The sequence below is a fragment of the Pedococcus aerophilus genome (genome assembly GCF_039532215.1).
GTDB lineage: Bacteria > Actinomycetota > Actinomycetes > Actinomycetales > Dermatophilaceae > Pedococcus > Pedococcus aerophilus.
In genome coordinates this window covers 2,293,272-2,306,309 of record NZ_BAAARN010000001.1, presented here as the reverse complement: position 1 = coordinate 2,306,309, position 13,038 = coordinate 2,293,272, and the positions used below count along the sequence as shown (strand labels likewise).

At 71.4% G+C, this 13,038-nt stretch carries 13 protein-coding genes; 9 read left to right on the top strand and 4 right to left on the bottom strand.

Features of this window, described 5'->3' with window-relative positions; all coding sequences use genetic code 11:
* Positions 1-86 precede the first annotated feature (86 nt).
* The 3 genes from yidD to rpmH form a co-directional block, all read right to left on the bottom strand.
* Entirely contained in the window at positions 87-290 is a 204-nt protein-coding gene (gene yidD, locus ABD286_RS10985) for a membrane protein insertion efficiency factor YidD (RefSeq protein WP_425565363.1), read from the bottom strand.
* 71 nt (positions 291-361) lie between these two features.
* A complete protein-coding gene (gene rnpA / locus ABD286_RS10980) occupies positions 362-730 on the bottom strand; it encodes a ribonuclease P protein component (protein ID WP_344193098.1) in 369 nt (122 codons plus the stop codon).
* 10 nt (positions 731-740) lie between these two features.
* Entirely contained in the window at positions 741-878 is a 138-nt protein-coding gene (gene rpmH, locus ABD286_RS10975; protein WP_140739978.1) for a 50S ribosomal protein L34, read from the bottom strand.
* Positions 879-1,334: 456 nt separating this feature from the next.
* Between rpmH and dnaA the strand changes: the two genes are divergently transcribed.
* Positions 1,335-3,005 carry a chromosomal replication initiator protein DnaA gene (dnaA, locus tag ABD286_RS10970; protein WP_344193094.1) on the top strand — a complete coding sequence of 557 codons (1,671 nt, stop codon included), beginning with the start codon at positions 1,335-1,337 and terminating at the stop codon, positions 3,003-3,005.
* Here the strand turns inward: dnaA and ABD286_RS10965 are convergent.
* Positions 2,986-3,972 (bottom strand): NAD-dependent epimerase/dehydratase family protein, encoded by a 987-nt coding sequence (locus ABD286_RS10965; RefSeq protein ID WP_344193092.1) that lies wholly within the window; start codon positions 3,970-3,972, stop codon positions 2,986-2,988. The genes dnaA and ABD286_RS10965 overlap by 20 nt on opposite strands.
* A 131-nt stretch (positions 3,973-4,103) precedes the next feature.
* Here ABD286_RS10965 and ABD286_RS10960 point away from each other — a divergent pair, with 131 nt between their 5' ends.
* The 8 genes from ABD286_RS10960 (at position 4,104) to ABD286_RS10925 (ending at position 12,964) form a co-directional block, all read left to right on the top strand.
* Positions 4,104-4,841, top strand: coding sequence for a TetR/AcrR family transcriptional regulator (locus tag ABD286_RS10960; protein WP_344193090.1), 738 nt, complete (start codon positions 4,104-4,106; stop codon positions 4,839-4,841).
* A 672-nt stretch (positions 4,842-5,513) separates the two neighbouring features.
* Positions 5,514-6,647, top strand: coding sequence for a DNA polymerase III subunit beta (gene dnaN / locus ABD286_RS10955; protein WP_344193088.1), 1,134 nt, complete (start codon positions 5,514-5,516; stop codon positions 6,645-6,647).
* 60 nt (positions 6,648-6,707) lie between these two features.
* Positions 6,708-7,802, top strand: coding sequence for a phosphogluconate dehydrogenase (NAD(+)-dependent, decarboxylating) (gnd, locus tag ABD286_RS10950; protein WP_344193086.1), 1,095 nt, complete (start codon positions 6,708-6,710; stop codon positions 7,800-7,802).
* Positions 7,803-7,830: 28 nt separating this feature from the next.
* Complete coding sequence (gene recF / locus ABD286_RS10945) at positions 7,831-9,030, top strand: DNA replication/repair protein RecF (protein ID WP_344193084.1); 1,200 nt, start codon at positions 7,831-7,833, stop codon at positions 9,028-9,030.
* Positions 9,023-9,640 carry a DciA family protein gene (locus ABD286_RS10940; protein ID WP_425565339.1) on the top strand — a complete coding sequence of 206 codons (618 nt, stop codon included), beginning with the start codon at positions 9,023-9,025 and terminating at the stop codon, positions 9,638-9,640. The genes recF and ABD286_RS10940 overlap by 8 nt, the downstream gene beginning before the upstream one ends.
* A gap of 165 nt (positions 9,641-9,805) precedes the next feature.
* Positions 9,806-10,294, top strand: a complete 489-nt coding sequence (locus ABD286_RS10935; protein ID WP_344193082.1) for an acyl-CoA thioesterase — start codon at positions 9,806-9,808, stop codon at positions 10,292-10,294.
* 28 nt (positions 10,295-10,322) lie between these two features.
* Positions 10,323-11,426, top strand: a complete 1,104-nt coding sequence (locus tag ABD286_RS10930) for an alcohol dehydrogenase catalytic domain-containing protein (RefSeq protein WP_344193080.1) — start codon at positions 10,323-10,325, stop codon at positions 11,424-11,426.
* A gap of 53 nt (positions 11,427-11,479) precedes the next feature.
* Positions 11,480-12,964, top strand: coding sequence for a protealysin inhibitor emfourin (locus ABD286_RS10925; protein ID WP_344193078.1), 1,485 nt, complete (start codon positions 11,480-11,482; stop codon positions 12,962-12,964).
* The last annotated feature ends 74 nt before the right edge of the window (positions 12,965-13,038 follow it).

Genomic DNA, 13,038 nt, shown 5'->3' with positions numbered 1-13,038 from the left:
ATCTGGTGGTAGCCCGTCGGGATGACGTGCCACCGGTGGAACCGGTCGTGCGTTGCGTATGCCGCGCGGCCGGCAGGTCTGGTGCCCTACCGCTGGGGTGCGGGCTGGGCGGGTCGTGCAGGCTGCTCGGACCGTTCGGGCACGTGGTCGACACCCCCGGCCGACCAGGGGTGACACCTGCCCAACCGCTTCAGCGCGAGCCAGGTTCCCTTCAGGGGTCCGTGTCGCTGGAGGGCGGTGACGGCATAGGCCGAGCAGGAGGGGTAGTACCGGCAGGTCTGCGGTCGCATCGGGGAGACGAACCGCTGGTAGAGGACGATGAGTCCGACCAGCGGTGCGGTGACGAGTCTGCCGACGGTCCTCACCGGCGCCTCGCCCCCACCCGAGCGAGGACCTTCGGCAGGACCCGATCGAGCTCGGCGCCCAGTTGAGCCGAATCAGCCTGCGCTGCAACGGGATTCGCGCGGACGACGAGGTCGGTGCCGTTCGGGATGGTGCCGACCCGGGCTGCCATGAGGGCACGGAGGCGTCGCTTGGTCCGGTTGCGGACGACGGCGCCACCGACGGCCTTGGAGACGACAAAACCGACCCGCGGCGGTTGTCCCGCTCGCGTGTCGGTCTGTCCTGCGTGGACCACGATCAGCGTGGAGCCGACTCGGGCTCCCCTGGGGCCCCTGAGTGCTGCCGTGAAGTCCGAGCTCGTGCGGAGCCGGTGCCCCGCGGGCAGCACAGGGACCGCCTCAGGCGGAGAGCTCGGTGCGGCCCTTGGCGCGGCGGGCCGACAGGATGGCGCGACCCGCACGGGTGCGCATCCGGAGGCGGAAGCCGTGGGTCTTGGCCCGGCGACGGTTGTTCGGCTGGAAAGTACGCTTGCTCACGAGGTTCTCCGTTACTGGTCAGGCCCGGTTGGCCTGCTGAGTGCTGGTGGGCGGCAGGACGGCCGCAATCGGAAACCCGCGCCGCCACCAGCTCCTGGAGGGAGCAGCGACGGGGTGTCACGGGCATGCGAAAACGGCCGACAGGCCTGCTCCAAGGTACGCGAGCGCCAACCGCAGGGTCAAACCAGCCCGGCCCCGGCGGCACACGGGATGAACCACCCCGCTCTAGCACCGCTGGGCAGACCCCGCCATGTGGACACGCCGCGCGATTGACTGATTTTGTCTGGGATCGGCAAAATTTCCGGAGAGCGGCTTGCTCCGCGGGCCTTGACCTTGTTAGCGTCCGTCCTCGTCCCACCGCCATACCCACAGGTTGTGGATATCTCTGTGGACGAGGCACCATGACCCTGCGACAGGGCAGCGACCGCGGACACCGTCGAAAGGGATGTGGGATCAGTGAGTGACGCCGATCTGGACTTTGCTCAGATCTGGCAGAACACCATCGCCACCCTCGACGCCGACGGGCTCCCCGCCCGTGAACGTGCCTTCCTGACCCTGGCCCGGCTCTCGGGCCTGCTGGACGGGACCGCCCTGGTCAAGGTGCCGAACGACTACACCAAGGACGTCGTCGAGCAGCGGGTCCGAGACGCGGTGACCCGCGCGCTGTCCTCCCAGCTCGGCACCCAGGTGCACCTGGCCGTGACGGTCGACCCGTCCCTGGACGAGGACCACTACGTCGAGGACACCGTTGGCCTGCCCGAGCAGCACGGTGACCAGCACCGTGATGGTCGTGACGGCCGGGGCGACCACCGCGGCGACGCGCGGGGGACGACCTACGGCGGCGGCTACGGCGAGGCACCGGCCAACTTCCGCGACCCCGGCTTCGGGGAGTCGACCGCCCCCGCGAACTTCCGTGACCCGGGGTACCTCGAGAGCAACGGGTGGGCCCCGAGCCAGCGCGAGCCGCAGCACCAGCCGGCGCACCGGGTCGACCCCGACGAGCGCCCCGACCCCTCGGGCGAGCAGGCGGCCCAGGCTCCGGCCGCCGCCCAGCGCCGTCCCCGCGACGAGGTCCCGAGCATCACCGACGAGTCGGCGACCCGGCTCAACCCGAAGTACACCTTCGACACCTTCGTCATCGGCGCGAGCAACCGGTTCGCCCACGCGGCAGCGGTCGCGGTCGCCGAGGCGCCGGCCAAGGCGTACAACCCGCTGTTCGTCTACGGCGAGTCCGGGCTGGGCAAGACCCACCTGCTGCACGCGATCGGGCACTACGCGCGCAACCTCTACCCGCACGTCAAGGTGCGCTACGTGAACTCCGAGGAGTTCACCAACGACTTCATCAACAGCATCCGCGACGACAAGGCGAGCAACTTCCAGCGCCGGTACCGCGACGTCGACGTGCTGCTCATCGACGACATCCAGTTCCTGCAGGGCAAGGTGCAGACGCAGGAGGAGTTCTTCCACACGTTCAACACCCTGCACAACGCGAACAAGCAGGTCGTCATCACCAGTGACCTGCCTCCCAAGCTGCTGAGCGGCTTCGAGGAGCGGATGCGCAGCAGATTCGAGTGGGGTCTGCTCACCGACGTCCAGCCGCCCGACCTCGAGACCCGCATCGCCATCCTGCGCAAGAAGGCCATCCAGGAACGGATGAGCGCCCCCGACGAGGTGCTCGAGTTCATCGCCAGCCGGATCTCGACCAACATCCGCGAGCTCGAGGGCGCCCTCATCCGCGTCACCGCGTTCGCCAGCCTCAACCGGCAGAGCGTCGACATGGGCCTGGCCGAGATCGTCCTCAAGGACCTCATCCCCAACGAGCAGGGCTCCCAGATCACGAGCGCGACGATCATGGCGCAGACGGCTGCCTACTTCGGCCTGACCATCGAGGACCTGTGCGGCACCTCCCGCTCCCGGGTCCTGGTGACGGCCCGCCAGATCGCGATGTACCTGTGCCGCGAGCTGACGGACCTCTCCCTGCCCAAGATCGGCCAGCAGTTCGGCGGCCGCGACCACACCACGGTCATGCACGCCGACAAGAAGATCCGCCAGCTCATGGCCGAGCGCCGGGCGATCTACAACCAGGTCACCGAGCTCACCAACCGCATCAAGCAGCAGTCGCGCTGATCCCGCTCCCGGCGGCGCCGGGGACGGCAGCCGGGTCCTGCACGGAGGCCACGGTGTCGGCGAGGGTCTGCTCCCACGGGGTGGGCGCCATGCCGAACACCCGCTCGGTCTCGCTCGAGTCGAGCACGAACGGCCGGTCGAACTGGTGCCGAGTCTCGGCCAGCTCCCGCAGGAACGGCACGGCCAGGCCCATCGCCGTCACGACCGGAGCCGGTATGGCGCGGACGGCGGGCGCGCCGCGCCCCACCAGGGCCGCGACCTCGGCGGCCACCTGCCGCATCGACCGCGCCGGGGCGCTCGGCACGTGCCACGCCCGTCCCCAGGACCGCTCGTCCTGGGCGAGGACGGCCGCGAGTCGGCCGGTGTCGCGGACGTCGGTCCAGCTGTGGGGGGCGTCCGGGTCCCCGACGAGCAGCCACACCGGGCGGCGCTTGACCACGGGGGTGACGACGAGCTCCTGGAGCATGCTCGTGCGGCCACCGATGCCCGGACCGGTGTAGTCGGAGGCGCGCAGCTCGGTCACGCGGACGCGTCCGGCGTCCTGTGCCGCGAGGGCCTCCTGCCACATCCGCACCCGCAGGGCTCCCTTGTGCCCGTTCGGGTGCAGCGCGGTCTGCTCGGTCATCGGGCCGTCGACCCGTCCGTACCCGTAGAGGTTGCCCACGACGACCAGTCCGGCGCCGGTGCGCTCGGCCGCCCCGAGCAGCGCCGCGGCGAGCGGGGGCCAGTCGCGCTCCCACGCGGAGTAGTCCGGCGGGTTGAGCGCATTCACCAGGGCCTGCGCCCCGCGGGTCAGCTCGGTCACGCGGTCCACGTCGGTCGCGTCGGCAGCGACCGCCTCGACCCCCGGGAGGTGACCGCCCCGTCCGGAGCGGGACACCAGCCGCACCTCGTGGCCGACTGCGACCAGCTCCTTCGCGGTGTTCTGCCCGACCGCCCCTGCTCCCATGACCACGTACCTCGCCACGACCACCAACTCCTTCGACTCAAGTGTGAGCACTGCTCTCTGTTCCACCAGTAGACCTCGCAGTGGGCAGTGAAGTCAAGAGCACTGCTCACATTCGTGACAACTGCTCGCAGATTTGAGAGGATGGGTCTGTGACCAGCGACGACGCCACCGCCACCGCGGCACCGCAGGGGATCCGCGCACGCAACCGGGCCGCCCTGGAGGAGGAGATCCTCGAGGCAGGACGCCGCCACCTGGCCCGCGACGGCGCCGCAGCGCTGTCCCTGCGGGCCATCGCCCGCGACCTGGGGATGGTCTCCTCGGCGCTCTACCGCTACGTCGCCAACCGCGACGACCTGCTCACCCTGCTCATCGTTGCCGCGTACACCTCCCTCGGTGACGCGGTCGAGCAGGCCCACGGCGCCATACCGAAGGACGACCTGGTGGGGCGCTGGGACGCCATCGCGCACGGGATGCGGGCCTGGGCGCTGGCCCACCCGCACGAGTACGCCCTCGTCTACGGGTCCCCGGTCCCGGACTACGCGGCGCCGGCCGAGCGCACCACCGAGCCGGGCACGCGGGTGCAGGTGCTCCTGGTCCGGCTGCTCGCCGATGCGACCCGCACGGGGCGGCTCGCACCCGCGGACCCGGACGGTCGGGACACCGCCCTGGCCGAGCAGGCGGTGGGACCGATGGTCCGTGGAGAGTTCTTCGACGGCAGCGGGGTCGACGCGCGCACCCTGATGGCTGGGTTGGGGGCGTGGTCGCTCGTGATGGGAGCCCTGTCCACCGAGCTGTTCGAGCAGCTCGGGCCCGATGCGGTGTCCGATCGCGAGGCGTGGTTCACGTCGATGGTGACCATGGCCAGAGGGCTCGTCCTTGCCCCCTGACGGACGTCGTCCACGGGCCGTCCTCAGGTTGTCCCCAGTTGTCCACAGGGCCCTCCACAGCTGTGCGTGCCCGTTCACGCGCTGGACACGTACGCCGCCACCGGCGCTCCTGAGCACGGTTGAGTCCGGTCGCCCGCACGGGAAAGCCGACAATCGGGTCGCAGACCCCGTGGTCCACACCTGTGGACAAGTCTGTGGGTATGTGTGGCGAGCGCCCGTGCCTCATCTGTTCGGATGAGCCTTCTGCACACCGGTGGACAACCTGTGGACAACCGGTGCACGACACTCCGACGAGCTGGGGACAGCCCGGGAGTGTCGTGTGGACGCCGTGTGAACGACAGATCGGCCTCCACAACCGGACGGTGTCGGTCCGGTGCTGCGTCCACCCGCCGTGCACAGCCCGATCAGCCTTGTGACCTGCGGCGATGGCGTCCGTCCACAGAGTGCACACCCCCTACAACGATGACGAGATCCCTCAACTTGGAGATCCAGCCCCGAGGACCAACCTTGCCCCGACCACCCTCAGGGAGGGACGACAACCAGGCATCGAATGACAACCTCGCGAATGTCCGATCCGGGTTGGCCCACCGCAGCGCGAGCACTAGGGTCAGTCCGCAATCACATTCTTGGTGTTTAGGCGGCGGGGCCGCACGTGAAGGGCAGGTAGCGACGGTGAAGTTCCGGGTCGAACGTGAGGTCCTCGCCGACGCCGTGACCTGGGTGGCCCGAGGGCTGCCCGCTCGTCCCCCGGTGCCGGTCCTGGCTGGAGTGCTCATCGAGGCCAACGACGAGGGCACCCTGACGCTGTCGGCCTTCGACTACGAGGTCTCCGCGAAGATCACCGTCGCGGCCGACGTCGCCGAGAGCGGCACGGTCCTGGTCCTCGGCCGTCTGCTCGCCGACATCTCGCGCAACCTGCCGTCCAAGCCGGTCGATGTCGCCACCGACGGCAACAAGGTCGCCGTGACCTGCGGATCCTCCCGGTTCAGCCTCATGCAGATGCCGGCCGATGACTACCCGACGCTGCCCATCTCACCCACCGCCAGCGGTCACATCGACGGCAGCGTCTTCACGCAGGCCGTGGCCCAGGTCGCCATCGCGGCCGACCGCGGTGACACCCTGCCGATCCTCACCGGGGTCCGGGTGGAGATCGACGGCGACAAGATGACGCTGCTCGCCACCGACCGCTACCGCCTCGCGATGCGTGAGCTCACCTGGAACCCCGAGGCCACCGACGCCCAGCACCTGGCGCTGGTCCCGGCCCGCACGCTGTCCGAGACGGCCAAGGCGCTCGGTGCCTCCGGGTCGATCGAGGTGGCGCTCGGCTCCTCCGCCGGTGGCGACGGACTCGTCGGCTTCGAGGCCGGCCAGCGCCGCACGACCACCCGGCTGCTCGACGGCGAGTACCCCAAGGTCACCTCGATCTTCCCCTCGAGCGTCGACACCGAGGCGGTCATCAAGACCTCGGAGCTCGTCGAGGCGGTCAAGCGCGTGGCCCTGGTCGCCGAGCGCAACACCCCCGTGCGCCTGCGCTTCACCGACGGGCAGGTCGCGATCGAGGCCGGCACCGGCGACGACGCCCAGGCGTCCGAAGCGGTCGAGTCGACGCTGACCGGTCCCGAGATCGAGATCGCGTTCAACCCGCAGTTCCTGCTCGACGGCCTCGGCGCGGTGGGCACGGACTACTCCCGCTTGTCGTTCACCCAGCCCTCGCGGCCCGCGGTGCTCTCGGGCCAGGACGAGGTCGACGGCGAGGCCGACACGTCCTACCGCTACGTCCTCATGCCCGTCCGCTTCGCGAGCTGACCTCGCCCGGGCGTAGCCTGACGTCCGCACTCGGGATCCACTGATGAAAGGCGTCGTCACATGCAGCTCGGTCTGATCGGCCTCGGCAAGATGGGCGGCAACATGCGCGAGCGCATCCGCCGCGCGGGCCACGAGGTGGTCGGCTTCGACCACAACCCGGCTGTCTCCGACGTCAAGACGCTGGCGGCCCTGGTCAAGAAGCTCGAGGCCCCCCGCACGGTGTGGGTCATGGTGCCTGCCGGTGCGCCCACTCGGGAGACGATCGCCAAGCTCGGCGACCTGCTCGACAAGGGCGACATGGTCATCGACGGTGGCAACAGCCGCTTCACCGACGACTTCGAGAACGAGAAGCTGCTCAAGGCCAAGGGCATCGGGTACGTCGACTGTGGCGTCAGCGGCGGCATCTGGGGCCTGGACAACGGGTACGGCCTCATGGTCGGTGGCACCGCGGCCAACGTGAAGAAGGCCATGCCGATCTTCGACGCGCTCCGTCCGGAGGGCCCCCGCGAGGAGGGCTTCGTCCACGCCGGCAAGGTCGGCGCCGGTCACTACACGAAGATGGTCCACAACGGCATCGAGTACGGCCTGATGGCCGCGTATGCCGAGGGCTACGAGCTGCTCGAGGCCAAGGACATCGTCACCGACGTCCCCGGCGCCTTCAAGGCGTGGACCCGCGGCACCGTCGTACGGTCCTGGCTGCTCGACCTGCTCGTCGACGCCCTGGAGAAGAACCCGCACCTCGACGACGTCTCCGGTTACACCGCCGACTCGGGTGAGGGCCGCTGGACCGTCGAGGAGGCCATCGCCAACTCGGTGCCCATGCCCGTCATCTCGGCCTCGCTGTTCTCCCGGTTCGCCTCGCGCCAGCAGGAGTCCCCCACGATGCAGGCGGTCGCCGCGCTGCGCGGTGGCTTCGGAGGGCACCAGGTGATGACGGTCGCCGAGGGCGAGAAGCTGCGCGCCGACGGTGCTCCCAAGCACGAGAAGGCAGTGGCGGCGAAGGTCGCTCCCAAGGAGAAGCCGTCGGCGAGCGCGGCCAAGGCCGCTGCCAAGGGGCGCAAGGCCGCTGCGGCCGGACCCTCCTCCGGCACCGGCTCGACCCGCACCGGTGCGGCCGGTTCGACCCGCAAGCGCGCGGCGAAGAAGTCGAGCTGACCCACCCCGAGCACCTGATCGGCCGATCGTGCACGTCCGGCACCTGACCGTCTCCGACTTCCGCAGCTACGCGACCGCCGAGCTGCCGCTCGAGCCGGGAGTGACGACGCTGGTCGGGCTGAACGGCCAGGGCAAGACCAACCTCGTCGAGGCGGTCGGCTACCTCGCGACGCTGTCGAGCCACCGGGTCGCCACCGACCAGCCGCTGGTGCGGTTCGGGGCCGAGCAGGCGGTCATCCGAGGTGCGGTGGTCCGCGACGGGCGCGAGACCATGGTCGAGCTCGAGCTCAACCCGGGTCGCGCCAACCGGGCGCGGCTCGGTCGTTCCCCGGCCGGCCGGCCGCGCGACGTGCTGGGCACCCTGCGCACGGTGCTCTTCGCGCCCGAGGACCTCGCCCTGGTCAAGGGCGACCCGTCCGAGCGCCGCAAGTTCCTCGACGACCTGCTCGTGGCCCGGCAACCGCGGTGGGCCAGCGTCCGGGGCGACTACGACAAGATCCTCAAGCAGCGCAACGCCCTGCTGAAGTCTGCCGCGCCGGTGCTGCGTCGTGGACAGCGCCGGCCGCCGCCCCGGCCCACGGACGAGCCGGTCGAGGACGCCCGCGCCTCGGCGCTGCACACCCTCGACATCTGGAACGACCACCTGGCCACTGTCGGGTCCCAGCTCCTCTACGCCCGGCTTCGCCTGCTGCGTGACCTCGGGCCCTACCTCACCAAGGCCTACGACGAGGTGAGCGCGGGCCAGTCCGACGCCCGGGTCTCCTACAAGAGCTCGCTGCGCGACGCCGCCTCGGCATCGCTCGCCGCGGGCGAGGTCCCCGAGATCGACCAGCTCCGCACCGAGATCCTCGAGACCCTGACCGAGCTGCGCGACCGCGAGATCGAACGCGGGATGTCACTGGCCGGCCCCCACCGCGACGACCTCGTCCTGTCGCTCGGCGAGCTCCCCGCGAAGGGGTACGCCAGCCACGGCGAGAGCTGGTCGTTCGCGCTGGGACTGAAGCTGGCGGCATACCAGCTGCTGCGGCACGACCTCGGCGACGACCCGGTGCTCATCCTCGACGACGTCTTCGCCGAGCTGGACTCGGGCCGCCGTGAGCGGCTGGCCGCGATGGTGGCCGACTGCGAGCAGGTGCTCATCACCGCGGCGGTGGACGCCGACGTGCCGAGCACGTTGACCGGGCGGACGTATGCCGTGAGCCTGGGTGAGGTGAGCCTGCGTGAGTGAGGACCCGGGCCGGGACATCCCCGACGGCCTCCCTGAGGGCGCCACCGTCGAGGCGGCACCGGGGGACGCGCTCCCCCTGGGTGGTCCCGAGGGTGAGGCGACCGAGTCCGGCGAGGCGGCGGGCTCGGTGGAGGACGCTGCGGCCGCGGCCCTGCAGCGAGCGCGGGCGTCGGCGCGGGACAAGGGACTTCGCCCGGGGCTCAAACCGATGCGCCGGCGTCAGGTCGGGGTGCCGAACAAGACGCCGCGGGACGGCCGCGACCCCCTGCTGCTCGGTGACCAGATGGACCGGTTGCTGTCCGACCGGGGCTGGAAGGTCGATGTGGCGGTGGGTTCGGTGATGGGGCGCTGGCCGCAGATCGTCGGTGAGGAGGTGGCCCAGCACTGCATCCCGGTGACGTTCGAGCTCGGCGTCCTGACCGTGCGGGCCGACTCGACCGCGTGGACCACGCAGCTGAAGCTGCTCGAGTCCGCGATCATGGGCCGGCTGGAGGGTGAGGTGGGCAAGGGCACGGTCGCCGCGCTGAAGATCGTCGGACCGAGCGCACCGTCCTGGTCGAAGGGTCCCCGCCGCAGCACCGGACCGGGGCCACGCGACACCTACGGCTGAGCCACCCGGGGCCGACCGGGGCCGGTCAGGTGGGGTCGGCCGGTATCGGTCGACGGCGGTCGCCCGGCGGTCGCCCGGTGGTCGCCCGGTGGTCGCCCGGTGGTCGCCCGGTGGTCGCCCGGTGGTCGCCCGGCGGCCACCCGGACCGCTGCCTAGGATCGGGGCATGACGGCCGACGCTGACCGCCCTGCCACCGAGGGCTCCGCCCCGGGGCAGGACCCGCGCACGTTGACCCGGGCGCACTTCGACCACGTGGTCGCTGCGACGACCCGGTGGTCCGACAACGACATGTACGGCCACCTCAACAACGCGGTCTACTACGAGCTGTTCGACTCGGCGATCAACGGCTGGCTCATCACCGGTGCCGGGATCGACGTCATGGCGCTGCCCGAGCTCGGGGTCGTCGCCGAGTCGGGATGCCGCTACTTCCGCGAGCTGGAGTACCCGCGTCCCCTCGAGGTCGGCGTGCGCGTCGAGCGGGTGGGGCGCAGCAGCATCACCTACGCCCTGGGGTTGTTCGACGCCGAGGCCACCGAACCCGCGGCGCTGGGTCACTGGGTCCACGTCTACATCGACCGGTCCTCCCGCACCAGCGTGCCCATCCCCGCCGTGGTCCGCGACCTGCTCGACGACGCGGTCCTGGCGCGCGCATGAGTGGGTTCCCCGACCTGACGCGAGCAGCATGAGGATCACCGGTGCCGTGCTCGAGGAGGTCGGGCGGCCCGGGCCGTGGGCGCAGACCAGGCCGTTGACGGTCGGGGACCTCGAGCTCGACTCCCCCGGTGCCGGCGAGGTGCTCGTCGAGATGGAGGCCGCGGGGGTCTGCCACTCCGACCTGTCCGTCGTCGAAGGCAACCGCAGCCGCCCCGTCCCGATGCTGCTCGGCCACGAGGGTGCGGGTCGGGTGCGTGCGCTCGGGGCGAAGGTCACGGACCTGGCGGTGGGCCAGCGCGTGGTCATGACCTTCCTGCCCCGGTGCGGCGAGTGCCCCGGCTGCGCCACTGATGGTCGGATGCCGTGCGGTCCGGGTTCGGTGAGCAACGGCGCCGGCGAGCTGCTCGGTGGTGGCCGCCGGCTGTCGCGCGACGGCTCCCCCGTCCACCACCACCTCGGCGTCTCTGCCTTCGCGACCCACGCCGTGGTCGACACCCGCTCGGTGGTCGCCGTCGAGGACGACGTGCCACCCGACGTCGCCGCCGTGCTCGGCTGCGCCGTGCTCACCGGCGGTGGGGCCCTGCTCAACGCCGCACCTCCCGAGCCCGGCCAGTCCGTGCTCGTGGTCGGCCTCGGCGGAGTCGGTATGGCGTCGCTGCTCACCGCGGTCGCGCTGGGCACCGAAGAGGTCATCGCCGTCGACGGGGTGGCGGCCAAGCGCGAGCAGGCCCTCGAGCTCGGGGCCTCCCGGGTGCTGGACCCGGCCGAGCTGGCGTCCAGCGGGGTCCGCGCCGACGTCGTGGTGGAGGCGGCCGGCAACGCCAGGGCGTTCGAAGCTGCCCTCGCCGCCACGGCTCCCGGTGGTCGCACCGTCACCGTCGGCCTCCCGCACCCCGAGGCCCGGGCCAGCGTCTCGCCGCTCCAGCTCGTGGCCGAGGCGAGGACCGTCATCGGCAGCTACCTCGGGTCGGCCGTGCCCAGCCGCGACATCCCGGTGTTCGCCCGGTGGTGGCGGGAGGGACGGCTCCCGGTGGAGGCGCTGGTCTCGTCGACGATCGCCCTGGACCAGGTGAACGAGGCGATGGACGAGCTCGCGGCAGCACGCGCCATACGGCAGGTCATCCGCTTCTGACGTCGATCCTCGTCCCTCTGGCGGATGTCGGTGAGTCCGAGCACCATGGGTCCATGAGCGAAATGTCCGGATCAGCGCGCTGCGGCATCGTCCCGCCCTACCTCCTGCAGGCCCTCGCCGGCGCCGACGGCCACGCGGCCGCCTGCGCCGAGCGCACCCTGCGCCGCGACGTCGAGCACCGCGCCCGACGACAGGGACGGGCCTCGGCTACGCCCCCCGTGGGCACAGGGGCCTCCCCGGCAGAGGCCCCGCCGGCTCCGGACGACGGCACCGGTCCGCAGCGGGTCATCGGCGACGCCGGTGGACAGGAGACGCTGCCGGGCGCGACGGTCCGCCACGAGGGTAAGCCGGCCACCGGCGACGCCGCCGCCGACGAGGCGTACGACGGCCTGGGCCAGACCTGGTCGCTGTACTCCGAGGCCTACGGCCGCGACTCGCTCGACGGTCGGGGGCTCCCCCTGCTCGCGACGGTGCACTACGGCAAGGACTACGACAACGCCTTCTGGGACGGCACCCAGATGGTCTTCGGCGACGGCGACGGGGAGGTGTTCAACCGGTTCACCCTCAGCGTCGACGTCATCGGCCACGAGCTGACCCACGGCGTCACCGAGCTCACCGCGGGCCTGACCTACCAGGGCCAGTCCGGTGCGCTGAACGAGAGCGTGTCCGACGTGTTCGGGTCGTTGGTGCGGCAGCGGGCGGCCGGCCAGACCGCCGACCAGGCGGACTGGCTCATCGGGGCCGGCTTGTTCACCGAGGCGGTCAACGGCGTGGCGCTGCGCTCGATGAAGGCGCCGGGCACCGCGTACGACGACCCGAAGCTGGGCAAGGACCCCCAGCCCGCGACGATGGCCGACTACGTCGACACCACCGACGACAACGGCGGGGTCCACATCAACTCCGGCATCCCCAACCACGCCTTCTACCTCGCGGCCACCGCGATCGGTGGCAACGCCTGGGAGGCACCGGGCCAGATCTGGTTCGACACCCTCACCGGCGACGGCATCGCCGCCGACTGCGACTTCGCGACCTTCGCCGGCCTCACGGTCGCCGCAGCCACGGCCCGGTATGGCGCCGACTCCAGCGAGGTGGCCGCCGTCCAGCAGGCCTGGGCGCAGGTGGGCGTGCAGGTTTCTGGCGCGCCCACGACACCGACGCCGCCGCCCGAGGACGGGTCACCGGTGCCTGCACCTGCTCCGGCACCTGCCCCCCAACCCGACCCGGCACCGACCCCTTCACCCGCTCCGTCGGGGGGTGACGAGCTCGTCCAGGTGCGCCGCACGGGTGGCCTCGCCGGGATGCGGCAGGCGCGCACCGTCGCGCTCTCCGAGCTGCCCGAGCCGGATGCCACCGAGTGGCGTGGGCTGCTGGCCGACGACGGGTTGCACGCCCTCGCCGCGGGCCCGACCGGACGCACCATCCCCGACGCGTTCACCTACCACGTGGCGTGCCCACCGGATGGTGAGGAGGTCGCGTTGCCCGAGCACGGCATACCGGATCCGGTCCGGGAGCTGTTCCGGCGGACCCTCGGCGAGTAGGAGGCGGACGGGTGTCGGGAAACGGCGAAATCCGGCTCTCAGGGACCGGGTGACGTACCGGGACTCCAACACAG

Bases quoted from the DNA above. Each gene is read 5' to 3' on its own strand.
- yidD (WP_425565363.1), bottom strand. From the start codon at position 290: ATGCGACCGCAGACCTGCCGGTACTACCCCTCCTGCTCGGCCTATGCC.
- gnd (WP_344193086.1), top strand. From the start codon at position 6,708: ATGCAGCTCGGTCTGATCGGCCTCGGCAAGATGGGCGGCAACATGCGC.
- ABD286_RS10935 (WP_344193082.1), top strand. From the start codon at position 9,806: ATGACGGCCGACGCTGACCGCCCTGCCACCGAGGGCTCCGCCCCGGGG.
- ABD286_RS10930 (WP_344193080.1), top strand. From the start codon at position 10,323: ATGAGGATCACCGGTGCCGTGCTCGAGGAGGTCGGGCGGCCCGGGCCG.
- ABD286_RS10925 (WP_344193078.1), top strand. From the start codon at position 11,480: ATGAGCGAAATGTCCGGATCAGCGCGCTGCGGCATCGTCCCGCCCTAC.